Annotated in this window: 24 protein-coding genes; 9 read left to right on the top strand and 15 right to left on the bottom strand. The window is 52.4% G+C overall.

Annotated elements, in window-relative coordinates:
* Positions 1–3: 3 nt before the first annotated feature.
* Positions 4–2,055 carry an ATP-binding protein gene (locus tag ACLQ3M_RS04530; protein ID WP_411676514.1) on the bottom strand — a complete coding sequence of 684 codons (2,052 nt, stop codon included), beginning with the start codon at positions 2,053–2,055 and terminating at the stop codon, positions 4–6.
* Between the two features lie 146 nt (positions 2,056–2,201).
* On the opposite strand from ACLQ3M_RS04530, the gene ACLQ3M_RS04525 reads away from it, so the two are divergent.
* The 9 genes from ACLQ3M_RS04525 (at position 2,202) to ACLQ3M_RS04485 (ending at position 11,513) form a co-directional block, all read left to right on the top strand.
* Positions 2,202–3,623, top strand: coding sequence for a hypothetical protein (locus ACLQ3M_RS04525; RefSeq protein ID WP_411676513.1), 1,422 nt, complete (start codon positions 2,202–2,204; stop codon positions 3,621–3,623).
* Entirely contained in the window at positions 3,610–3,918 is a 309-nt protein-coding gene (locus ACLQ3M_RS04520; protein WP_411676512.1) for an EscU/YscU/HrcU family type III secretion system export apparatus switch protein, read from the top strand. Before ACLQ3M_RS04525 ends, ACLQ3M_RS04520 begins: the two co-directional genes overlap by 14 nt.
* 125 nt (positions 3,919–4,043) lie before the next feature.
* Positions 4,044–4,580 (top strand): chemotaxis protein CheW, encoded by a 537-nt coding sequence (locus ACLQ3M_RS04515; protein ID WP_411676511.1) that lies wholly within the window; start codon positions 4,044–4,046, stop codon positions 4,578–4,580.
* A gap of 48 nt (positions 4,581–4,628) precedes the next feature.
* Positions 4,629–5,276 (top strand): PilZ domain-containing protein, encoded by a 648-nt coding sequence (locus ACLQ3M_RS04510; protein ID WP_411676510.1) that lies wholly within the window; start codon positions 4,629–4,631, stop codon positions 5,274–5,276.
* A gap of 70 nt (positions 5,277–5,346) precedes the next feature.
* Complete coding sequence (locus ACLQ3M_RS04505) at positions 5,347–5,943, top strand: chemotaxis protein CheW (RefSeq protein ID WP_411676509.1); 597 nt, start codon at positions 5,347–5,349, stop codon at positions 5,941–5,943.
* Positions 5,944–5,949: 6 nt separating this feature from the next.
* On the top strand, positions 5,950–7,410 hold the full coding sequence (locus tag ACLQ3M_RS04500) for a methyl-accepting chemotaxis protein (protein WP_411676508.1): 1,461 nt from the start codon (positions 5,950–5,952) through the stop codon (positions 7,408–7,410).
* A gap of 176 nt (positions 7,411–7,586) precedes the next feature.
* Entirely contained in the window at positions 7,587–10,589 is a 3,003-nt protein-coding gene (gene fliD, locus ACLQ3M_RS04495) for a flagellar filament capping protein FliD (RefSeq protein ID WP_411676507.1), read from the top strand.
* Positions 10,590–10,622: 33 nt separating this feature from the next.
* Entirely contained in the window at positions 10,623–11,027 is a 405-nt protein-coding gene (gene fliS / locus ACLQ3M_RS04490) for a flagellar export chaperone FliS (RefSeq protein ID WP_411676506.1), read from the top strand.
* 33 nt (positions 11,028–11,060) lie between these two features.
* Entirely contained in the window at positions 11,061–11,513 is a 453-nt protein-coding gene (locus tag ACLQ3M_RS04485) for a hypothetical protein (RefSeq protein WP_411676505.1), read from the top strand.
* On the opposite strand, the gene ACLQ3M_RS04480 is transcribed toward ACLQ3M_RS04485, so the two are convergent.
* The 14 genes from ACLQ3M_RS04480 to fliY are packed head-to-tail and all read right to left on the bottom strand — an operon-like array spanning position 11,510 to position 23,368.
* Entirely contained in the window at positions 11,510–11,995 is a 486-nt protein-coding gene (locus ACLQ3M_RS04480) for a chemotaxis protein CheD (protein WP_411676504.1), read from the bottom strand. The two genes, ACLQ3M_RS04485 and ACLQ3M_RS04480, sit on opposite strands and share 4 nt — an antisense overlap.
* Positions 11,992–12,615, bottom strand: coding sequence for a chemotaxis protein CheC (locus ACLQ3M_RS04475; RefSeq protein ID WP_411676503.1), 624 nt, complete (start codon positions 12,613–12,615; stop codon positions 11,992–11,994). Before ACLQ3M_RS04475 ends, ACLQ3M_RS04480 begins: the two co-directional genes overlap by 4 nt.
* Positions 12,616–12,635: 20 nt before the next feature.
* Positions 12,636–14,111 carry a DUF342 domain-containing protein gene (locus tag ACLQ3M_RS04470; RefSeq protein ID WP_411676502.1) on the bottom strand — a complete coding sequence of 492 codons (1,476 nt, stop codon included), beginning with the start codon at positions 14,109–14,111 and terminating at the stop codon, positions 12,636–12,638.
* Between the two features lie 40 nt (positions 14,112–14,151).
* The gene (locus ACLQ3M_RS04465; protein WP_411676501.1) at positions 14,152–14,856 is read right to left on the bottom strand and encodes a flagellar hook-basal body protein; all 705 of its coding nucleotides are present in this window, start codon (positions 14,854–14,856) and stop codon (positions 14,152–14,154) included.
* Between the two features lie 21 nt (positions 14,857–14,877).
* Entirely contained in the window at positions 14,878–15,609 is a 732-nt protein-coding gene (locus ACLQ3M_RS04460) for a flagellar hook-basal body protein (RefSeq protein WP_411676500.1), read from the bottom strand.
* A 15-nt stretch (positions 15,610–15,624) separates the two neighbouring features.
* Positions 15,625–16,398 carry a sigma-70 family RNA polymerase sigma factor gene (locus tag ACLQ3M_RS04455; RefSeq protein ID WP_411676499.1) on the bottom strand — a complete coding sequence of 258 codons (774 nt, stop codon included), beginning with the start codon at positions 16,396–16,398 and terminating at the stop codon, positions 15,625–15,627.
* 29 nt (positions 16,399–16,427) lie between these two features.
* Positions 16,428–18,488, bottom strand: coding sequence for a flagellar biosynthesis protein FlhA (gene flhA / locus ACLQ3M_RS04450; RefSeq protein WP_411676498.1), 2,061 nt, complete (start codon positions 18,486–18,488; stop codon positions 16,428–16,430).
* Complete coding sequence (flhB, locus tag ACLQ3M_RS04445) at positions 18,485–19,561, bottom strand: flagellar biosynthesis protein FlhB (RefSeq protein WP_411676497.1); 1,077 nt, start codon at positions 19,559–19,561, stop codon at positions 18,485–18,487. The genes flhA and flhB overlap by 4 nt, the downstream gene beginning before the upstream one ends.
* Positions 19,562–19,579: 18 nt before the next feature.
* The gene (locus ACLQ3M_RS04440) at positions 19,580–20,347 is read right to left on the bottom strand and encodes a flagellar biosynthetic protein FliR (protein ID WP_411676496.1); all 768 of its coding nucleotides are present in this window, start codon (positions 20,345–20,347) and stop codon (positions 19,580–19,582) included.
* 16 nt (positions 20,348–20,363) lie between these two features.
* A complete protein-coding gene (gene fliQ, locus ACLQ3M_RS04435; protein ID WP_411676495.1) occupies positions 20,364–20,630 on the bottom strand; it encodes a flagellar biosynthesis protein FliQ in 267 nt (88 codons plus the stop codon).
* Positions 20,631–20,651: 21 nt separating this feature from the next.
* On the bottom strand, positions 20,652–21,440 hold the full coding sequence (gene fliP / locus ACLQ3M_RS04430; protein WP_411676494.1) for a flagellar type III secretion system pore protein FliP: 789 nt from the start codon (positions 21,438–21,440) through the stop codon (positions 20,652–20,654).
* Positions 21,403–21,798 carry a FliO/MopB family protein gene (locus ACLQ3M_RS04425; RefSeq protein ID WP_411676493.1) on the bottom strand — a complete coding sequence of 132 codons (396 nt, stop codon included), beginning with the start codon at positions 21,796–21,798 and terminating at the stop codon, positions 21,403–21,405. Before ACLQ3M_RS04425 ends, fliP begins: the two co-directional genes overlap by 38 nt.
* A gap of 21 nt (positions 21,799–21,819) precedes the next feature.
* Positions 21,820–22,182 carry a response regulator gene (locus ACLQ3M_RS04420; protein ID WP_411676492.1) on the bottom strand — a complete coding sequence of 121 codons (363 nt, stop codon included), beginning with the start codon at positions 22,180–22,182 and terminating at the stop codon, positions 21,820–21,822.
* Between the two features lie 31 nt (positions 22,183–22,213).
* Entirely contained in the window at positions 22,214–23,368 is a 1,155-nt protein-coding gene (gene fliY, locus ACLQ3M_RS04415; RefSeq protein ID WP_411676491.1) for a flagellar motor switch phosphatase FliY, read from the bottom strand.
* Between the last annotated feature and the right edge of the window lie 26 nt (positions 23,369–23,394).

Below are 23,394 nucleotides of genomic sequence, written 5' to 3'. Positions count from 1 at the left end.
GCCTCAGCTGGCATTGTAAAGATTCTGAACATTCAGAATCAGGCTGATGCTGCCGTCCCCGAGGATCGCGCAGCCATCGATTCCGCTTTTCTTCACCTTGAACTGCGTCAGATAAGCGGGGAGCGGCTTAACCACCACCTGCTGCTCCCCAAGCAGCGCGTCCGCAAACAGGCAGAACGAATTGTCGTGAGTCCCGACCAGAATCATGATTCCGTCGCCGACACTTTGCACCTCAGTGTCAAGATGGTACGACTTGTGCAGGCGGACGACCGGATAATAACGGTCGCGCACCATAATAATCTCGTGCATGTCCGTATCATACATGATGTTTTCATCCTTCGCCTTGAAGGACTGAAGAATATTTTTAATGGGGATGGTAAACATCGTATCTCCCACGGAAATTTTCATGCCGTTGACAATGGCGAGGGTCAAAGGAATCTTAAAGATCACTTTCGTCCCCTGGCCCGGCGTGCTCTCGACCGTGACGTCGCCGCCGATTTTCTCCACGTTTTCCTTTACCACGTCCATTCCGACTCCGCGGCCGGAAAACTCCGTGACCACTTCGTTTGTGGAAAATCCGGGCATCAGGATAAACTGATTCACTTCATGATCCGTATATTCGTCGGCAGGTTTATTCAGCAGGCCCTTTTTCTGCGCCTTGCTGAGAACGGCCTGCCGGTCTATGCCTGTGCCGTCGTCGGAAACGGTGATCAGAATTTCGCCGCCGGTATTCTGCGCGGAAAGCGTAATCGTGCCGACCTCCGGCTTGGATGTTTTCGCCCTGGCCTCTTTTGTTTCGATTCCGTGGTCCATCCCGTTGCGGACAAGGTGCATAATAGGATCAGAGATGCTATCCACAATCGTCTTGTCCACTTCGGTTTCTTCCCCGACCAATACCAACTGAACCTCTTTGTCAAGCTTTTTGCTCATATCCCTGACAATCCGGTTCATCTTCTGGAACACGGTGGAAACGGGGACCATGCGGATGGACATGACGATTTCCTGAAGCTCGTCGGTCAGCTTGCGAAGCTGGCGCGACGCTTTTGTAAAGTTGTTGTCCAGTCCGGCCTGCTGAAGAGCGGGGGTAGAGGTCACCATCGATTCCGTAATGACGATTTCGCCCATCAGGTCCATCAAATTGTCCAGCTTGGAAAGGTTGACGTTGATCAGACTCTGCTTAACGGGGACATGGGGCTGCTGGGCGGCATTCTGCGGCTGCGAACCGGCACCGGCTTTCCCTGCGGCGGCCGATCCGGAAACGGCGGGTATCTGTTCCGACGGGGCCTCCCCCAGAACGGAATAGGTCTTCGTGTATGTAAACGCCTCTACTGCAGAGACCGCGCGGTCGCGCGCCTGTTCCTTGCTGAAAAAAAGGTAAAAACCGTTTTTCTGAATCTCGGAGGCGGTCGCTTTGTCGGTTTCAATCTCGTGCGGGCGGTATTCAAACTCCAGGCTGGAATCCTGCAGGCTGTGGACCAGCATAAACGCGCGCAGATTTTCCATCTGGGCTTCCTCGTCAAAAGAAACGCGGATTGCAAAAGGGAATCCTCGCTCCGATTCCTCTTTAACGATTTTCTCTTCATAGCCGGAAACGGCCGGAGCTTCTTTCGGGGCTTCGTTCTGTACCGATGCCTCGGGAACCACCGTGGCATTGTCGGAAATCTTTTTGAGGAAATCGTTAATTTCCTGCTCCAAAGTGCCGATATTGGTTGTAAGGGGCTGTCCTTCCTGAACCTTTTTTACTTCCTCCTTCAGGAAGTCTCCCGAACGGAACATCAGGTCAAACAGGTCCTCCAGATCCTTCTGGCCGATTCCTTTTTCTCTGACGAAAGCGAAGAGGTCTTCCATCTTGTGGGAGATGGTCGCCAAACTGTTAAACTGCATCATCGCGGAAGAGCCCTTGATGGTGTGCATGATCCTGAAAATTTCGTTGATATTTTCCTGGCCCAGTTCTTTGTTTTTTTCACTTTCAATCAAAATATCGTCCAGATGCTCCAGCAGATCATTGGTTTCAAACAAATAGACGTCCAGCATGGATTCGTTTCCGCTTTCCATATTATGTTTCTCTCCCATCCTGTTAGGCAAAACCTGAAAAATACCGGTAATCGGTTACAGATTTCCCCTATTTCTTATTATCTATATCGACCGGTTTCAAATAAAATTAACAAATTTCTCCCCTATTTTATGAAAGAGGTGCTTTTATGCCGGAAAACCTGCGAATAACCGCCCCTGTTCCAAACAGCGACGGAATTCTGAAGCCGAATCCTTCCGCTCAATCCTCTCAGATTGAGCCCATGGACCCGGCCAGGGTAAACAGACCCAACACGCAGGATCAGAACACGGATTCGGCATCCCTGAATCTGCTGCTGAGCAGGGATTCCGTATTCGGAAAATTCATTCAACAGCTCAGGCAGACGCCCGCGCTCTCCGAAACGCTGGGAAAACTGCTTCTCAATACGGTCCGCCGGATGGAGACAAACCCCGGTTTTCTGCCCGAAAACTCCGCGCTGAGGGAACTGGTGTCGTCTCTCGCAGCGGAGCAGGACGGCCTGATCAACGACCTGGTGTTTCAGCAGAAAAACAGCACCCTTTTTTCCGGCCCGCTGTTTCAGCTGCTGAGCCGCATTTCACAGCAGGCCGAGGACCCCCAGCTGGACCTGAGAATTGCCGGGTTTCTGAAAGCGTTTGACGGATTTTCCTCCGCGAAGGAAACAACGGATGCCATTCTCTCGAACCTGAGCGCCATCGGGCGCCGGATTCCGACGAATTACGCAAAGCAGCTGGCTCTGCTTTCCGAAAAGCTGAACACCTCCGACCCCGAAGGCGCTGTGAACGAGAACCTGAATCTGCTGAAAAAGGAGATTCTTCCGTTTCTCTCCGATTATGTCTCAAAAAGCAGCGATTACGGAAAGATGCGGGAAACCCTCTCCCTGCTGCTGCAGAATCTGTCCATTCTGAACGTGAGCTCGCGTGAAAACCTGCAGTCGCAGTTCCAGCAGCTCGCCGCCTACTGCGGCCGCCACACCGCGGAGCCGACCCTCCGCCTGATGCGTTCCTTTTTCGCGGACACGGTTGAGGCCGGGGCCGGAAAAGAAAAACCGGAAAGCCGCTTTCTCCATTCGCTCGTCGCCCTGCTGTCCCACGGCGGCCAGGGTTCCTCCGGGGCGGATCAGGCGGCGGTCGGCGACATCGGCAAGGCCCTTCTTCTGGACAACAGCGTCTACATGCCGTTTACGCATCTGTTCCTTCCCGCGGTCCTTCAGGGAAGATTCCTTTTTTCGCAGATCTGGGTCGAGAAAAAGGACAGAAACGACGAGGGGCATGCCGTTCCCGGCGCGGCGGCGCCGCCGAAGCGGCTGTATCTGAGCTTTGAGATTCAGGATCTGGGTTCCTTCGAAGCGAAGGTTGAGCTGACGGGCAAAAAGATCGACCTTTCCCTTGCCTGCCCGGAAAAGCTGCTTGGGCAAACCGGGGCGATTACCTCCTCTCTTGCCAGGATTCTGGACAGAAACGGCTTTTCGTTCGGCGATATCCGGCTGTCGCGCTTTGAAAAGCCGCAGATTCCGGAGCTGATTCTTCAGAAAACAATGGAAAGGAAGCGTTCGGTCGATGTCACAATTTGAAAAACTTCAGAAAGCGGCCGCGCTCAAGTACGACGATTCCTCCGACGGTGCACCCGTCGTCGTGGCCTCCGGAATGGGCAGCGCAGCGCGGGAGATTGTCGGAATCGCCGAAAAAAACGGCGTGCCGGTTTTCCGCGACGACTCCCTCGCGACCCTTCTATCCAAAATGGACGCGGGCGTGCAGATTCCGCCGGAGCTGTACCGGGCGATCGTAGACATCTATGTGTATTTTCTTGGCTTTCACGTTGATTCCTCCGGAAACGCGACGCGGGAACCCACAAAAGAACAGGAATAAAACGTGCCACGTAAAATTTCAAGAAGTTTTTTTACTTTTTCTAATTTTTCAGTCTAAAGTGACGATATAGATATAGGGAAATTTTAAGCGCGTCTGAATAGAAACGAATCTAAAAGGTGAGTGGAATGAAAAGAACAAAAAAGAGCGCAAAGAACACAATTTCCGTGATGGAGAACGTGCCCTCGGAAAAATATCTGACTTTTTTTATCGACCGGCAGACTTATGCCCTTCCGACTTCTCAGGTTGTTGAGATCATCCGTCTGCAGCCGATTACCCTGATGCCGAATCTTCCCGATTATGTAAAGGGAGTCATCAACCTGAGGGGAAAAATCGTCCCGCTGATCGATATCAGACTGAAATTTTTAAAGGATCCGATTCCGTATGACAACCTGACAAGCATCATAATCGTTGAAAACGGCGATATGACCGCGGGACTGATCGTAGACTCGGTCAAAGATGTCAGGGATATTGCAAAGAGCCAGATTTTTGACGCGCCCAAGTACAAAAGAAGCGTCGGAGACCGTTACGTCTGCGCTATCGCATCGCTTGAAAATGTGTCCGCAATGGTTCTGGACATCAACCGGATCTTGTCGGACCGCGGCGCCGAATCGCAGCCCGGCCATACGACGGCGGACCAGCTTTTAAAAACCGCCGTGGAATAAAAGCGAAAAATTCAATCCCGAAAGGAAAACGTTTAGGGGGCTTATCAGATGCTGCCACTTCCTGAAACTTACCTCCGGTCGCCCTGCGAAGTCAAGGCGATGGACAACAAGCCGATTCTAACCGGATATCTTGACAGCACAGCGGACAACGAAATCCAGATTGTGAACAAATCGGACCCGCTGCCCGTCGTACACTGCAACACCACCGTCAGAATCAGCATCTTCAACAGCACGTTGGGATTCCGCGTGCTGGTCGGAAAAGTATACCTTTCTACGCCGGAATTTATTCGAATCTCCGACGTACAGAGCGAAGCCGATTATGAAAAGCGGAATTTTTTTCGCGTCAGGGTTGATCTAACGGCGGAAGTGCTGCCCGAGGACGATAACGGCAATGTCCACAGGGAAGAACCTCCCGTTCCGGTTAAAATCAGGGATTTGAGTCTGAGCGGCCTGTATTTTAAAAGCACGATCAAGTTGGAGACGGGCAACCGGCTGTCGGTTCGGCTGAAGCTGTATGATTCGGTTGTTTCCATCAGCTGCAAAATTGTCCGGAAACTTGTGGTGGAACGGGCACAGGAAGACGGCTACGGATGTGAGTTCCTGCAAAATTCCGGGCCGACTTTTGATCTTTTGTGCAAATATCTGTTTGAATGCCAGCGAGAGCAAATCCGAATGATGAAGGAAAACCAGCTGTAGGAGGCTGCGTTTTATCGTTCGGTTTGCCGGCGTTTCTGAAAGCAATAATTTACTCTACGAGGTGAATCACATGCAAAACAATTTGGCGGAAGACGGGACTGTGCGGGATGGCGAACAGACCGCTTCAGAAAACAAGTATCTAACTTTTTGGACGGACGACGAGCTTTTCGGCGTTCCGATTTCGGATGTGGTACAAATTATCAGCATGCAGGGAATCACGCCGCTCCCGGATTTTCCCGATTATGCCAAGGGCGTCATTAACCTGCGTGGGAACATCATCCCCGTCATCGATATCCGCGTTCGTTTCGGCAAACCGGAAGCGGAATACAACGAAAACACCTGCATCATCGTCACAAGCATCGAGGACTCCTTCATGGGATTTATCGTGGACGCCGTCGATGAGGTCACGGACATTGATGAAGACAACATTTCTCCCGCGCCGAAAGTTTCCAGGGATATTACCAACCGTTATCTCACCGGAATCGGCCAGATCGGTGAAAAGGTTGTCCTTCTTCTGGACGCTGCAAAGATTCTTTCAGAAAACGAGCTTTCAGAAATACACGATACTTCAGGTCAGGTCAAAGACCCCGACCAGACGGACAAGTCGCCGGAAAATCCCGTCATAAGTTTGCACTCTGCGTCTACTGAAAAAAAAGAAGGAGAGTAATCGGACATGCATCCATATTTAAATATGAAAATCCGTGGAAAACTGATTTTAAACATCTCTCTAATTTCTCTGCTGTTCGTCATTCCTTACGTGGTCTTTCTTATTGTCGTTTCCGCAAGCAAGGGAAACGCCGACGCTCTGCAGAACGCCGTGGGCACTATGGCCCCGCTGATGATCGCCGCCTTAATCGCCATCTGGCTGGTCAGCATTTTCATCATCGCCAGATTCGCCAAACAGCTGGTTTCCCGAATTGATAAAATCATCGACGCCGTCAAGGCGATGGGCGAAGGCAAGCTCGACGTGAAGATTGATTACGAGTCGGACGCGGAGCTTGGCCTGCTTGCCAAATCCACCAACAAATTTTCGCAGGATCTTACGGTTGCCATTAAAGAGATTATTTTTCTTCTGAACGCTCTGTCAAAAGGCGATTTTACAGTGCAGTCCCGCGTCGACTGGCCCGGTGACTGGGTGCAGATCAATGTGGCCATGAAGGATATTCTTGATACCTTGAACGGGACCTTTACGAAAGTTTCAAATGCTTCGGATCAGACCGCCAGCGGTTCCGAGCAGGTTGCGAGCGGTTCACAGGCTCTGGCTCAGGGGGCAACGGAACAGGCGAGCGCCATTGAAGAGCTTTCCGCGACTATTCTTGAAGTTTCCGACCATGTGAAGAAAAATGCTTCAAACGCCTCGGAGGCGAACCGTTCTTCCAGCGAGGAAGAACAGAAGCTGCAGGATGCAAGCACCAAGATGGATGAAATGCTGAAAGCCATGACGGAAATCAGCGATACTTCCAAGCAGATTGGAAATATTATTAAGACCATAGACGACATTGCGTTCCAGACCAATATTCTCGCGCTGAACGCCGCTGTTGAAGCGGCACGTGCCGGCGCCGCAGGCAAGGGCTTCGCAGTCGTCGCGGATGAAGTCCGCAACCTTGCCAGCAAGAGTGCGGAAGCGGCAAAAGACACAACCACCCTGATTGAAAATTCCATTAAAGCGGTCAGCAACGGCGCCAAGGTCGCAGATACCACGGAAAAAACGCTTCAGGAAGTGATTGACTCCGCAAACCGGACCAACGAACTGGTTAACGAAATTGCGACCGCCTCCAACCAGCAGGCAACTTCCATTACCCAGATTACCCAAGGCATCCAGCAGATTTCCGCCGTCGTTCAGACGAATTCTGCAACTGCGGAAGAAAGCGCCGCAGCAAGCGAAGAACTCGCCGCCCAGGCGAAAGAGCTCAAGCGCTCCATTTCCGGTCTGAAACTGCGCGCCGCCGCGCAGCCTTCACCGAAGAAAAGCGCGGAAAAGAAACAGGAAATTGCCCCCGTCGGGGACAACCCCCACCCCGATGCGAAAAAGCCCGAAGAAAAACAAGCGGAAGAAAAGAAACCAAATCACCCTCGGCATCCGGCTGCCGTTCCGGCCTATACCCCTGCCGGCGGCGATGACAAATACCTATAATCAAAAGCCGTGAAGTTTTGAGGACGTCCTTAAAAGGGACGTCCTCCCTTTTATCCGGAAAAACCGGAAATTGAGAAAATTGAAGCATATTTTCATAAATATTTCGGCTTACGTGCCGATATATGCTACAGATCGGATTATTATGACAAATCAAGCCGACAAAAGGAGGAATCCTTATGAGTTCATCCAATTCTACATCTTCTTCGGCAAGCCTTGACACCTCTTCGATTTACCGTCTTTCCGGTACCAATCTCTATTCCGGGCTGGACACGGACAAGATTATCAAGGCTTTGGTTTCAAACACACAGAGCAAAATCGACAAGCAGCAGCAGTTGGAGCAGATTGCGGAGTGGAAGCGGGATTTATACCGCGATGTAACTTCCGATATGCAGAATTTTGAAAACACTTATTTTTCGTATACAAGCGATACCAATCTGTTGAGTCCAACCTTTTTCAAGACGGCGGATATTACCAGCTCATCCAACGCCGTGAGCGCGACCGGTAACACGGACAATGCAAAAAACCTGATCATTAACAGCATTTCACAAATGGCAGCCCAGGCGTCCTACAATTCCACCCAGCAGGTCTCCGACCAGGAGATTACCTCCGGCAAGCTCTACGACAGCTGGACCCCGTCAGCCGTCGGCGGGAAATCTCTCGTGGTCAGCTACAACGGGACCGATTATACGTTGACGCTGAGCAATTCGGTCAAGCTGGACTCTGAAAACATGTCCGCGACGGACGCGGAAGGTCATAATGTTGAATTGCAGAAAATTGTCGACGGCCTGAACGACCAGGTCAAGAATAACAGCACGCTGAACGGTAAAATGGAGTTTACCCTGAACGCCGACAACAGCATCTCTCTCGCTTCAAAAACTTCCTACGATGTCGGCGTCAAAGCCTATACCACCAGCAAGGACACCACCACCGGCCAGAAATTTCTGGACGCGCTCGGCCTCACGAAGTCAACCGGCCTAACGATAAACGGTACGGCCATCGATACCAACGTGAGCACAAGCGGGCTTTTCAACCAGACGATTCCATCGTCTTCCTATTTGAAATTCAACGTGGGCGGCGAGGAATACACCGTGTCGACGGGCGTCGATATGACCTTATCCGGCGGTACGGACAGCGCTTATGCCGTCGCCATCGCAACCCGGCTTCAAAAACAAATCAGCGCGAATGACGATTTAAAGGATAAGATCAGCATTTCCTCCGATGCATCCACGGGTAAAATCACATTTTCCTCTCTGGACGGCAGCAATCTTTCCATCAGCGGCGGTTCACAGAATCTTCTGAAGGGACTCGGAATCACGACCTCCAACACGCCGAGCGGAACCAGCGTGGAAAGCTCCGGCGTGACGAAAGACGCCCTGTTCAAGTCTTATCTCGGCGACACGCTCGCCGGCAGCACCGTAACCTTCCGTCTCGATGGCATTTCGAAAACCGTCACCTTCGACGCCCTCGACGAGGCGGATTATTCTTCCGCGGACGGCATTTCAACTTATTTGCAGAAAAAACTGGACAGTTCGTTCGGAACCGGGAAGGTTCTGGTTTCAACAGAATCGGCAAACGGCACTCTCCAGTTTCAAACGGGTGATTCAACTTCCGTGCTGACCCTGTCGTCCTCCAGCAGCTCCAACGTATTAGGCAAGTACGGCGCGCTGCGTGTCGCCTCCGGGGAAACCAACCGCGTGGAAACCGGTAAAACGCTTAATGACCTTGCCGGCGAATTCAAACAGACGCTGACGGCCGGGAAATACACCATCTCCATTAATGGAAAAGAGCTCTCCTTTGACGGGGACACCACACTTTCCAGCGTGATTTCACAGATTAACAGCGACCCGGATATGGGCGTGACGGTCGCATACTCCCAGACGACCGACTCCTTCCGCATCACAGCGGACGACAGCGGTTCCCAGGGAAAGATCTATTACAGCGATGTGAGCGGAAATCTTGCTGATACGCTGTTCGGTTCCATGTCGGCCGGTACCTTCAGCAGCATTCAGTCCGGCAAATTAACAGCGGATAACGGGAATGTCGCCGTCAGCGGCGACGCCGTTTACTCCCTGACGCTGGGAGACACCCAGAAGACGATTACGCTCGCCTCCGGTTCCTACTCTCTTTCGGACTTTCAGTCCGCCGTTCAGGCCCAGATTGATTCGGCGTTCGGGACTGGCTCGGTTACCGTATCCGCCGATACCACGAACGGGACGCTCTCCTTTAACGCGGCCGACGGAAAGACCCAGCTTTCCATTACTTCCCAATCCACGAATGATCCGCTGCAGATTTCGTCCGCGTCCAACCTTGCGGGATATACGGCCGGGCAGGACCTGAAAATGAACGTCACGATCAACGGCACCACGGCCGACGTCGTCCGTTCCTCCAACACCACCACACTGGACGACGTAACGCTTACCGTTTCCGGTACGACCGACAAGGCCGTGTCTTTCTCATCGGAAAACAACGTCGACGATCTCGTTTCCAAAATCGTCGATTATGTGAACGCTTATAACAAGATTATCGATAAGGTCAACACCCTGACTACGGAAGCTCAGGAAAGAAAGAGCAATCATAAAGTCAAGTATGAGCCTCTGACGGACGACCAAAAGAAAGACATGACGGATGATGAAATCGACAAATGGAATACGCAAGCCAAAAAAGGATTGCTGCAGAACGATTCCGCTCTTAATGGGATTTTAAACGATCTGCGCTCGGCAATGACCGACGCCGTTAAGTCGGCCGGGCTGTCGCTGAGCGACCTCGGCATTTCCACCAAGGCATACGACGTTACCTCCGGCGGGCAGCTAGTCGTGGATACCGCGGCACTCAAGGAAAAGCTTCAAAGCAATCCGGACGCCGTGACAAGCCTGTTTACGGATGAAGACGGCGTATCATCCCGTGTAAAGGCTGCTTTGGATAAATACGTCGGCACATTCGGCGGGGACGGCGTTCTCCTTCTGCGTGCGGGAAAAGAAACGGACGCAAACGACACCAGCCAATTGACGACACAGATTAACCAGTATGAGGATACAATATCCAAGTTGAAAGACCAGCTGCAGACAGAAGAGGATCGGTACTGGAGCAAATTTACCGCGATGGAGCAGTCGCTCAGCACGCTTACTTCTCAGAGCAATTACCTGACCTCCATGCTCAGCAACAACAGCAGCAGTTCCTGATCCCTGCGATCATTGAATTACAGGAGGCAAAAAATGGCGGACAACAATAACCTGATTATGCAGTATCAGGAACAATCGATTCTCACCATGTCGCGCGGGGAGCTTTTGATTAAGCTGTATGACGAATTGCTTAAAAATTTAAAATATGCATCTGTCCTGCTCGGCCAGAAGCAGTCTGAACCCGCCCAGAAGTACACCTCCAAGGCGAAGGATATCATAAATTATCTTTACGCGACTCTGGATGATAAATACGGAATTTCGACAAATTTGAAACAGATTTACTCGCATCTGCTCGGGCAAATCATTAAAGCGAATGTTTCGGGGGACCCGGCTTTTCTGGACGGGGTCATCCCGACCGTGCAGGAGCTTCGGGATGCCTGGGCTCAGGCGGAAAAAGCAACGCGGATGCGGAACGGATCAAAAAGGGCTGCCCTGTAAAAGGGCGGCCCATTTTAAAAGGAGCGGATTGTTTTGACAGCAATGGAAGAGCTTCTGGCCTGTGTCGACCAGAAAGAGGTGCTGCTGACCCGGATTTTTAACCTGGCGCGGCAGATCGAAGTCGTTTGCCGCGAGCCGGAGCACCCTGTGCCCACGGCACTGATTCAGCAAAGGCAGGTCTTTCTGGAGCGGCTGAAAAAATGCGCGGACCGTATCGCCCTTTTGGTCGGAAAAATGCCGGCCCCGGAGCGGGAGCGCGTTTCAGGCGTTCTTGCCGGGCGGGTTTCCAAGCAGGAGTGCTCCGCGCAGGAGCAGCTGCTTCGGGACGGGGAAACGCGGTGCCGTTCCCTTCTTCGGGGAACCCTGGCCAGCGACGCGGAAAGCGGAAGGCAAATGAAAAAGGAGCGCGACCGGCTTCGAAAGCTGGTCAACGACTCCCGCGGCAAAGGAAGAGAAACCTCTCCGTTTTCCAATGTTACAGTCTAAAAGCTCTTTTCCCCCTTGGCGAAAGATTTTACCAGCATAATTCCGGTTTCCGTGTAAAAATAGACGGTTCTTCCATAGTTCAGCCCCGTGTCCTCCGCGTAAATCCGAATTCTGAGGTTACCCAGCGTCTCTTTCACCGCGGCGACATTCCGAGCCCCGATATTGCCGAACGCGCTGTCGTCCGCGACCTCGAACATCTTTGCGCCGCCGGCAATTTTCGCCTGCATTCTCGCGCGCTGGCAACCCATCGCCTCCATTTCTCGAACCATGACCGGCAGACACGAGTCGGCATACCGGCTGATCTGTTCTCCGTTATTGTTTTCCGGGCGGTAGGGAAGCATGATATGGGCAAGGCCGCCGATCTTTAATGCGGAATCATAAAGACAGATCCCGATACAGGACCCCAGCGCGTAAGTCACCAGCGCGCCGGGGTTTTTTGTAATCTTCACATCTGAAATGCCAACCGTGATCAAATCATTCATAACTGAATCCCCAGACTATTCATTAGCTTATTCAGTGACGCAATATCCGGGATCAGCATCATATTGGCTGAAATCGTCTTGCTGGCGCTGAGAAAGTCGTCCTCGATAAAAATGATTTTATCGGAAACGGCGCCCATCTCCGCCGCGGGAACCGTCAGCAGAGCCCCAGCCATATCGACCGTAACAGCCGGAACTGATATTTTAATCTCAAGATTGGAAAGCGCCGCGATGGAGGCCGCATAAGAACCGATCATGATGTTTCCGATTTCCGAAAGCGCGGAATACTCCATTTCGGTCAGTTCCGTGCAGTTCGCTTTGCTCTCCCCCAACAGCGCTTCGAGCAGAGACTGCGTGAAATCCTGCTCAATGACAAACATCATAATGCCGCCGATGTCGCCGCCAAGCTCCACCAGAATCGCCACGACGGGAGTCTCCGGGCCGCCCAGCGCCCTGTCCGCCTCGCTGATATCTAAAATTCGCACAACCGGCGTAACCATGTCTACTTCACGGTTCAGCATTTGGGAAAGAGACGTAGCGGCATTTCCCGCGCCGATGTTTCCGATTTCCTTTAATACGTCAATATGCATTTCATTCAGCTGACTTAAGTTTTCAATCGCCATAGGCGCACCTCGCAATCAATTTAGATACGGTCGACAGGCTGGACCGGGGAACTGACAATATGCTCGTGATCCGCATAAAATTTGGTCGCGTTATAGTCGGACGATAAATTTTCCACAAAGCTGCCGATTGTCATTTTCGTTCCAGTATAAATCACTTTCAGCGCCGTAATTTTAAAGTCCAAAGCAGACAGGCCGTTCTGGTCCGCCTTGCCCATTGCGGCAATTTTCGTCTTCAGATATTCGATCCTGGTCTCGGCCAGTTCCTTTTGGGAATTGGCGTTTTTCTGAAGTTTTCTGGCTTGCAGGGAACGCGGGTCTTTTGTTAAAAACCGGCATATTGTTCCAATCTGTTCGTTCAGCGTTTGCAAGTTTTTCTCTTCCTGCTCCAGCTCCGCCGTCACCGACTCCAAGCTCTCTCCTTCCTTACCGGAAAGGAGACCGTCCAGCACACCCGACACAATCGAGACTTCCGTGCGGGCGCCGCCGCTGCCGATTGTATTGGCCGTGATCGAACGCCCCGCCTGACATCTGCCCCCCGCAAGCAGTCCTTTCCTGCCGCGGACCAGCACGGAATTGCCCACCTTGACAATACTGTTAAAGATGACGTCCGACCTTAGATCCCCGGCGCATTCCACCGTTGTGTTTTCTATGTACTGTGCGGAAATGCTTCCCTTTGCAATCAGTTTTCCGCGGCTCATGCCGTTCATGCCGCAGGCGATGGCGATGCTGCCACCGGCTTCGAGCAGAGCGCCTTCCACCATGCCGCGGACATTAATATCGCCGCCGGCTTTCACGGAAAAGCCCTCCAGAACATCACCCTGCACGATGACCGTCCCGATGAAATCGATATTGCCCGACGAACCGTCGACATCCCCGCGCACAATGAATACTTCGCTCACGCTGAGACTTGCGTTTTTATACTCGACGCACCCGTCCGCGTCCGCGGTCAGGGTCAGCCCGTCTTCCGAAACAGCCGTGTTCTTTCCCTGAGGAAAACTCGGCAGTTTGCCGCGGCGGTAAGCCACGGCATTGCCGTACACGTCAATGCCGTCCTTGCCGGGCTGCGGCGGGATAATTCTGCAAAGCACATCGCCTTTTTTTACATTCTGAACAATGCCAAGATTCTTGTAATCCACCGTGCCGTCTTCCCGCTCCGTTGGCATGGTATTCTGTTCCCGCTGAAACAGGTATTCCAGTTTTCCGTTCTCCTCGTCCACCGGGTGCAGACCTCTCGCGCAGACCAGGTCAAGGAAAAATTTCCGGTTCTCGCAGAAATCGCGGATCATACTCTCCATGATTCCGTAGACGACCCCGTTTTCCTTCAGGAAAGCAATGATCTCGTCATAGGAAACCGTCTGCCCCTGAAACGCGGTCTTGACCTCAAGCGTAGCCTCAAGCCCGTCTGAGGAAACGCTTAGCCGTATTTCCGGCTTTTTTTGCTCTTCTTCCTTTTTCTCTTCCTGCCCCTGGTTCAATTCGCCATTCTGTTCATTCATACTATTCACTCCCTCAAGCTGACGGCTTCAAAATGGTCAATCAGCGTAAATTATTGACTGTCTGCATGGTATTGTCTGAAATGCTGAGAATTTTCGCGTTAAATGCGAACGCCTTCTGCGCGCTGATCATCGCCGTCATTTCGTCCGCTAAATCCACCGTAGATTCCTCTATACTGCCCTGAATAGGCTTCACGTTTGAAACAGACGCCAGCCCGGAAGCCGTGGTCTCTTCCAGATAATTCCCGCCCGTCTTTTTCAGCCCGTCACAGTTTTTAAAAGAATAGACCCCCACGTTCTGCGGATCGTCTTCATTTTTTACCGTTATCGCGTTTCCATCGCTGTCCAGAACAACTCCTCCTTGGGAATCCGCCAGAAAAAAGCCGCCGTCGGCATTTTCCGAAAGCTGAAAACCGCCGTTCCGTGTGAAGCGCACCGTGCCGTCCGTACATCTCACCGCAAAAAACGCGTTTTCCGAGGGGAGCGCGTAGTCAAGCGAACGATTGGTTTTCTGGACGCTTCCCTGTGTAAAAACCGTGTCCGTATTGTCCAGACGGTCCCCGTGGCCAACTTTCAGGCTGTTTGCCGTTTCCTTGCCGTGCACGCCCGTGTAGAGTAGATCCGCAAACGAAACCTTGTCCGGTTTAAACCCCTGGGTAGAAGCGTTTGCGATATTGTTTGAAGTCACGTCCATTTTCTGCTCCTGTGCAATCGCGCCGGCCGTCGCCGTATAAAAAGAAGTCATCATAGCGTTTTCCCCTCCCCGATATTAAAGCTTTGCAATATCCACAGCCTGATCCAGAACGGTATCATACATCTTCAGCGCCTGAGAGCAGGACTGAAGCTCGCGCTGGGACGACAGGGCGCTGGTCATCTCCTCCGTCATATCAACATTGGAGCCCTCCAGCGACTTCCACAGGACGGCCGGCGTTGTGACCAGGCCGGCGTTCGCACCCTGGAACATCCCTTCCCCCACTGTTTTCAGCGCGGCATTGTCAGGAAACCGGTATACGGCAAGCTGACCGACAGGCGCGCCGTTCGCGGTCAGGCGGCCCTGTCCGTCCGACGAAATTTCGTCCGTTCCGGGCCGGATGGGATTCCCGTCGCTGCCCAGCACCCTGCCCTGTCCTTTTAGAACCAGATACCCGTCGCTGTCAATATTGAAACTGCCGTTTCTGGTGTAGACGGTCCCGTTATCCCCCTGTACGGCGAAAAAGCCGTCGCCCTTAATGGCGAAATCCAATTTTCTGCCCGTCTGGTTTACCGTCCCCTGCGAGTAGTCCGTCACGGCTTCATCCGCGGTATTCATCATCGACGCCGAGCCAACCGGCGTTCTGTTCCGGTCAACCCGCTCAACGACCATGCTCCCGAAGGTTTTTTCCATCACGCGGGTCTTTTTGAACCCGTTGGTATCGACATTTGCGACATTGTTGCTGATTGTGTTCAGCACCCGGCTCTGCGTCAGAATCCCGGAACCCAGCATATAAAAACCCCTGACCATTGCGATCCGTCCTTCCTATTGTTTGAGGTAACTTTCCAAACTTCTTCTCAGCTTTCTCAGCGCACTGGAATGGATTTGCGAAACCCTTGATTCGCTGATTCCCATTACGCCCGAAATTTCCTTGATTTTCAGCTGTTCCTTGTAATACAGTGAAATTACGATCTTCTCTTTTTCTTCCAAATTCTCAATATCAAGCTGAAGCATGCTGCTCAGTTCCTTTTCGGCCATTACCTGTTCGGGGCCGCCGGTTGAATTGGCGCTGTGCAGGGCAATGCTTTCGACTCCCTTTTCATAAACCAGTTCTTCAAAGGACAGGATGTTCATCGAACTGGTCTCCGCCAGCATTTTTTCATATTCCGGCAGGCTGATTCTCATGTAATCTGCAATTTCCTGTTCCGTCGGGCTGCGTCCCAGCCGCTGATTCAGCGTTTCGTCCGCCTCGTTGATCGCCTTCGCCATTTTTTTCAGCCTGCGGGGAAAACAATCCTGCCGCCTGATGTAATCGATCATCGCGCCCCTTACCTTAATGGATGCAAAGGTCTCGAACTTTACATTCTTCATCATGTCAAACTTTGCAATCGCATCCATCAGAGCAATTAAACCTTCATTTATTATATCGTCCAGATAATTAAAATACTGATAGCGTCCGACAATTTTTATTGCAATACAGCGGACCAGATAGCTGTACTGACGAATCAGCTCGTTGCGCGTTTCAATATCCCCGGTTTTGCTGTACCGGGTCCAAAGCTCCTGCAGCGGTATTTCTTGTACCTCATAGTTTTTCGTCATACAGCCCTCTCCTTTCCGCGTTGATTTAACTATTCCAGCGTTACGTTGGCGACCGCCTGAATCTGTATGTTGTTGTCAAGCTCATTAAAGGAAAGCACGACGGCCCGCGGATAAAACTGCTGCAGCAGTTTGCTGAAATAGATTCGCACCACCGGGGAGGTCAGAATCACCGGGGTATTCACCACGTCGTGCACCTTTGCGATGCAGTCCGTCAGTTTTGTGATGATCTTCTGGGTCGTTTGCGGGTCAAGCGATAAATAGGTCCCGTGTTCGTTTTTGCTGATGGAGCCGACAATGGATTTTTCCACCTCGTTGTCCAGCGTGATCACCCGGATCTGACCGCCGTCCGCCCATTTTCGGGTAATGGTGCGGTGCAGCGCCTGCCGCACATATTCCGTCATCATGTCCGGGTCCCGTGCCGCGACGGCATTGTTGGAGACCGTTTCCAGAATCGTTTCCATGTCTCGGATGGGAATGCCTTCCTTCAGCAGGGAGCACAAAACCTTCTGCAGGTTGCTTTGCGTGATCACGTTCGGCACAACGTCGGAAACAAGGGATGCGTCGTAGGTTTTGACGCTTTCCAGAAGCTGGCCGATCTCCTGTCTGGAGAGCAGTTCGTCCGCGTGGCGGCGCACGGTTTCGGAAAGATGCGTCACAACGACGGAAAGAGGATCGATGACCGTATATCCGTATATCTCCGCCATGTCCTTCTTGTCGGGGGTAATCCACTTGCTCGGAATCCCATAAGCAGGCTCAATCGTATTGATTCCGTCGATTTCTCCGGTCCGGTTGCCCGGGTCAAGCGCAAGGTAGTAGTCCATCAGGATTTCACCGCGGGCGACTTCCTCGCCTTTGATCTTGATGACATACTGGTTCGGGTTGAGCAGGCCGTTGTCGCGCAGACGGACGGTGGGGACCACCATTCCCATCTCGACCGCGAACTGTTTGCGGAACGTCACCAGACGCTCGATAAAGCTGCTTCCGCTCGCTTCATCCACCAGAGGAATCAGGCTGTAACCGAAATCCATTTCAATCGCGTCCAGCGGAAGAAGCCCGTAAATATGATCGATATTCTTATAATAGGCGGTCTCGTCGCTCTGCTGCGGAACAGCGGACGAACCGGCCGCCTGCTCCGCCGGCGCGGCGGCGGACTGTTCCAGTTTTCTGCGGAACATCAGACCGGAACCGATCAGGAACGCGGAAAGCAGAAGAAGCTGCACATGAGGCATGCCGGGAATCAGATTCAGCGCGAAAATGCCGCACCCGGCCAGCAGAAGCACCATCGGCTGAGAAGAAAACTGGCGGGAAACATCCTCGCCCAGCGTGGAACTGGATGCCGCGCGCGTCACGATCATGCCCGTCGCAGTGGAGATCAGAAGCGCCGGCACCTGGGAAACCAGACCGTCGCCGACCGTCGCGATGGAATAGAGGTTCAGCACGTCGCCGAACGACTGACCGCCCTGCACCATGCCGACGATCAGTCCGCCGATAAAGTTGATGAACGTGATGACGATCGACATGATCGCGTCGCCCTTGACAAACTTGCTCGCGCCGTCCATGGAGCCGTAGAATTCCGCTTCGCGCTGGATGTCTTCGCGGCGCCTGCGGGCCGTCTGCTCGTCGATCAGACCGGAATTCAGGTCGGCGTCAATGGCCATCTGCTTGCCGGGCATCGCGTCCAAACGGAACCTGGCCGCCACCTCCGAAACACGCTCCGCACCCTTTGTGATGACCAGGAACTGAACCAGCACGATAATCAGGAACACGACAAATCCCACGACGATGTTCCCCTGAAGAACGAATGTGCCGAACGTCTTGATGACCTGCCCGGCCGAGCCGGAGTGGGAAAGAATCAGCCTTGTGGAAGAGATGTTCAGCGCAAGCCGGAACAGGGTCGTAATCAGAAGAATGGACGGAAAGACCGAAAATTCAAGCGCCGTTTTGATGTACATGGTCAGCATCAAAATGATCAGCGACAGGGAAATATTGATGATGAACATCATATCCAGCATAAATGCCGGAAGAGGAATGATGATCAGCGCGATAATCAAAATGACAAACAGCGACACGACGTGATTGAGTAGTTTCATCTTTCCTCTCCTTCCTGTTTCAGGCGGTAGACCCACGCCATAACCTCGGCCAGCGCCTGGTAAAATTCCTGCGGAATCTGGCTGTTCACCTCAACCGACGCATAGAGCGCGCGGGCCAGGGGCCTGTCCTCCTTCATCGGGATCTGATGCTGCTCCGCGATTTCGATAATTTTCAGGGCCAGATAATCCTGCCCTTTCGCAACCACAACCGGCGCCGTGTCCTCCTGCGCGTGGTAGCGCAGCGCGACGGCAAAATGGGTCGGGTTGCGGATGACCACGTCGGCCTGCGGCACCTGCTGCATCATCCGGCGTCCGGAAATGCTTCGCTGTACCTGCCGGATTCGTCCCTTGATTTCAGGATTGCCTTCCAGCTGTTTGTACTCCTCCTTCATCTCCTGCTTCGTCATCCGGATGTTTCGTTCATAATCCCACCACTGGTAGAAATAGTCCGCCGCCGCAATCGCGATGAAAACCAGCGTCATCTGAATTACCATATCCATCACGGCATTCAGCATTTGGACGGCGGACTGCATCACATCTCCGCTCATCATCGCGATGCAGTCCGCGCAGATCTTTTTCATCTGCAGGTACATCACGTACCCGATCGCAATGGTTTTAATGATCGATTTGATCAGCTCCGAGACCGACCGGAGGGAAAACAGTTTTTTGAACCCCTGCAGCGGGCTTACGTTCGTGAGTTTAAATTTAATTTTTTCTCCTGAAAATTTGAATCTTGTCTGCGCGCCGGTCGCGAGAATCGCCGCAAGCAGCGCCGCAAGCAGCACCGGGGAGCAAAGAAGGAGGATGGCAATCCATGCGTCGCGCAGAATATCCACGGCAACCGTCTGTGTGATGGCGCTCTTGGTTGCGGTATAGGAGATATACCTCTGAATAAAATTGGATAAATAGAGGTAAAGATACGGAAACGCAATGCGGAGCATGACAAAAACCGCAAGAATCGAAAGAGAACTGACAACGTCGGCACTTTGAAAGATATTCCCTTTTTTTCGCTCGTCCTCCCTCTTTTTCGGGGTTGCTTTTTCCGTTTTGTTTTCCGACGAACCGTCCGGCACTGCAATCCCCCCTCGGCGTTAGGCCAGTATGGCGTACACGGCGCTGATTCGGTCGAACATCAGGGTCATCATCCGCTCCAGAAACGAAGCGTACGACGGAACAAGGATGAGCATCACCAGAAAGCCGATCAGAATCTTCAGCTGAATTTCCACTGTGAAGATATCGATTTGCGGCACCGCGCGCATCATCAGGCCGGTGCCGATTTCGCCGATCATCTGCACCGCCACCATCGGCAGGGAGAGTTTGACCGCATAGATCAGCATCTGCCCCAAAAGGGCGGCAAGGCCGCCGAACAGCCCCGCGCTGAGCTGAAGCCCGTCACCGTAGGGAACGACGGCGCCCAGCTTGACAAAAACCTCGATCAGGGTCAGGTGCGCATTGGTGCAGAAAAACATCAGAAAGTACATCGCGTTCAGCATCGACGCGGAAAGCGGCATGGAAACGTCGCTCTGCGGATCGTATACCTTCGACATGGAGATGCCGACCTGCAGGTCGGACATTTCACCGCCCATCACAATGACGGAGAGGAACAGCTGGATGATATAGCCGATAATGAAGCCGACCAGCAGTTCTTTCAGACCGGAGAAAAAAAGGACGAGAAACGAATTGATTTCAATCGAGCGGTCCGTCGTCAGGCGGTAAGCAAACAGGGTCAGCATCATCGTCAGACCGATTTTGACAACATTCGGCAGATTTCGCCGGCCGATGATCGGATTGAAAAAGATGCAGCCCGACATCCGCAGAAAAATCAGCATGAGCAGCGTGTAATTGTAATCCAGTTTCATGTTCTCCGCCCCGTCTTCAATTCAGGGAAACCATCAGCCGGAAGATGTACTGCATAAAGTCATTCATGACCTGCATGATCCACGGCCCCAGCAAAACCATAACGGCGGCAATGGTAAACAACTTCGGCACAAACGCCACGGTCTGCTCGTGAATCTGGGTGGCCGCCTGCAGAACGGAAATGACAAGCCCCACCAGCATGCTTGAGATCAGAATAGGCCCCGCGATTTTCAGCGTGACAAGCATGGCGGCCTGTATCACTTCCATTACTTTTGAAACGGTCATCTCCGAACCTCCTTAAGCCGCCTACAGGTGAAAGCCCGAGGCCAGTGTTTTGAACAGCAGATCCCATCCGTCCACCAGAACAAAGAGCAGCAGCTTAAACGGCAGGGACACCGTTGCCGGCGGCAGCATGATCATTCCCATCGACATCAGCGTGCTGGACACGATCATGTCAATGATAAGGAACGGGATGTAGAGAAGGAATCCAATGATGAAAGCGCGTTTCAGCTCGCTTGTCATAAACGCGGGAATCACAAGGGTAATCGGCATTTTTTCCACCGGGGTGGAGCTGTCCTGCTTCGAAAGGTTGACAAACAGGTTCAAATCTTCCTTTCTGGTGTTTTTCAGCATGAATTCCTTGAGCGGCTCGCTCGCCTTCTGCAAGAATTCTTCCTGCGTGATTTTTTCTTCCTTAAAGGGCTGGTAGGCATCCGTGTTGATTTTCGACACAACAGGAGACATGATGAACAGAGTCAGGAAGAGGGATATGCCGATCAAGACCTGATTCGGCGGGGTTTGCTGCAGCCCCATCGCGTTTCGCAGGAAAGACAGAACGATGACGATGCGCGTAAAACAGGTCGTCATAATCAGAATGGACGGAAGCAGAGCGAGAAGGGTGAGCATCTCGATAATCTGAAGCGAGCTCGTGCCGTTCCCGTTGATGTTCACATCCACCGCGGCCGCGGAGGCCCTCATGGGCAGAAACAGGGCAATCATGAAAAAAACGCCTGAAAATAGCAGCGCTTTTTTTACGATCCTGCGTCTTGTCGCTCTTTTATTTTTCGTGTCCGTCGTTTTTGTGTTTTCTATCATTGCCTGTCAAATCCAATCTGCCCTTGAGCGCGGAGTTCAGGGCGTCCACAAAATTCCGCCCCGCCCCCGATTCGGGGGAGCGAATTTCCGCTTCGTCGATTTCCTTCAATAACTCAATCCTGTCGGATGAAAATCCAATCAGATAACAGTGCCCGCAGATCTTCGCGATCGCAAGCCCCTTATCCTGTGCAAGCGCCACACGCTCCAGAATTCGGATGTTGGCGGTGTTCGCGATGCTGTTGGCCTTTTTCGCCAGGTATCGGCTGAGAAGATAGCAAAGGTACAGAACGGCCGCGATCGCAACAATGGAAAAAATCAGCGGCAGAACGTCCGATGCAAAGCCCGTGCTCAGCTTCATGTGTATTCCTCCGTGATCTTTTTACCCCAGAATGCTGTTGACCGTTTTCATAATGCGGTCTGCCTTAAAGGGTTTTACAATAAAGTCCTTCGCGCCCTGCTTAAGGGCGTCGACCACCATCGCCTCCTGCCCCATGGCGGAGCACATGATGATATTGGCGTCCGGATCCTGAGCTTTGATTTCCTTCAGCGCCTGCAGGCCGTCCATGACGGGCATGGTAATGTCCATGATGACAAGGTCCGGTTTTTCCGCGGCGTAGCTCGTAACCGCCACCTGACCGTTGTTCGCCTCAATAATGTTGGTAAAACCGTTCTTTGACAGCGTGTCCTTAATCATCATGCGCATAAAAGCGGCATCATCCACCAGCATGATTTTCTTTTCCATCGTGTATCCTCCTTGGAATGAATGAATTATTTTATACCAGTTTCATGATTTCGTCGCTGTTAATTACTTCCGTAATCCGAACGCCATAGAAATCATCAACAACCACAACGTTGCCTTTCGCGATCGCCTGCCCGTTGACATAAACATCAACCTGGGACCCGGCCTGTTTGTCCAGTTCTACAATGGTTCCTGTTGAAAAATCAAGAATATCTTTGATCTTTTTGGAAGTTCGCCCGATTTCGACCGTAACCTGAAGCGGAACGGACATGATCATATTAAGGTTGTTGGTCTCACCCTTTGTCAGGGTTGGCTCCGGCTCGTCAAAGCTGGGGTAGACCGCGCTTTTGATATTGAGATTGTCCGGCTGCTGGGGCATCTGCTGTACGGGCGGCGCCGTCTGCGGAGGCTGCTGCGGCTGTTGAAACTGAGCCTCGGCCGGAGCGGGCTGCGCTGTCTGAGCAGCCGGCGCCGGGGCGGGTGCCTGGGCGGCCTGCGGGGCGGCCTGCGGGGCGGGCGCCGGCGCTTCCACTGCGGCCGGAGTTTCCGTCTGCGCCGTCTGAGCGGCAGCCGCATTCTCCGGGGGGGAACTCAGCCCAAAATTTGAAATCAACTCTTTTGCAAGCGGAATCGGCATGACATTGATAAACTCGCTGTTGACGACATCACCGATCATCAGATTGAAATAGACCGCGCAAATGTCCTCGCTGTCTTCGAAATACTTCGCTTTGAACTGTTCCGAATTGTCAATCAGGAACGAATTCGGCGGCGAAATATTGATGCTTCTGTTCAAAAACTGAGAGAGCGCCGTGGCCGCCGCGCCCATCATCTGATTCATCACTTCGCAGATCGCGCCGACATTCATCTCGTCCATGACGAATTCCTGTTCCGAAAAATCCGTCTGAAGCAAAAGGCCGACAATGACCTTTACATCCGTTTCCTTTAAGATCAGTATGTTTTTTCCGGAAAGTCCCTGAACATAATTAATTTCAACAGCGATAGCGGGCTCGTAGGTTTTAATGTCGAATTCGCTGGTCTTCATTAGCCTGACTTCCGGCGTCGTAATGTTGACCGGCTGCCCAAGCAATTCCGAAACGGAGGTGGCGGAAGAACCCAAACTGATATTCAGGATTTCGCCGATGGCGTCGATCTCCATATCGGACAGAAGCTTTTCTTGCTTTGGCTCCAAAACAATCACCTTTTTTCAAATAAAAT

The organism is Caproicibacter sp. (assembly GCF_046707225.1).
Lineage (GTDB): Bacteria > Bacillota > Clostridia > Oscillospirales > Acutalibacteraceae > Caproicibacter.
The sequence above is the reverse complement of the archived record's forward strand: the minus strand, read 5'-3'. Positions and strand labels throughout refer to the sequence as shown.